Below are 261 nucleotides of genomic sequence, written 5' to 3' on the forward strand. Positions count from 1 at the left end.
AACCCCTGTTACCGCCGTGAAAGGGCGGTGTCCTAGGCCTCTAGACGATGGGGACACATAAATGTGTCACTAGGACAACTGAATTTTTAGACTCGTTTCAGGCGAGCTTTCTTAATAACACTACACTCACTATAAAAATAGTAAGTGGCGTCCCCAAGGGGATTCGAACCCCTGTTACCGCCGTGAAAGGGCGGTGTCCTAGGCCTCTAGACGATGGGGACACATAAATGTGTCACTAGGACAACTGAATTTTTAGACTCG

General features: G+C 48.3%; 1 tRNA gene. It reads right to left on the reverse strand.

The features are described from left to right. Window positions 1-145 precede the first annotated feature (145 nt). A tRNA-Glu gene (locus tag H4J63_RS19970) sits at window positions 146-221 on the reverse strand. Window positions 222-261: the final 40 nt, after the last annotated feature.

It is taken from the genome of Pseudoalteromonas sp. 5Ae-yellow, from assembly GCF_014077565.1.
Taxonomy (GTDB): domain Bacteria; phylum Pseudomonadota; class Gammaproteobacteria; order Enterobacterales; family Alteromonadaceae; genus Pseudoalteromonas.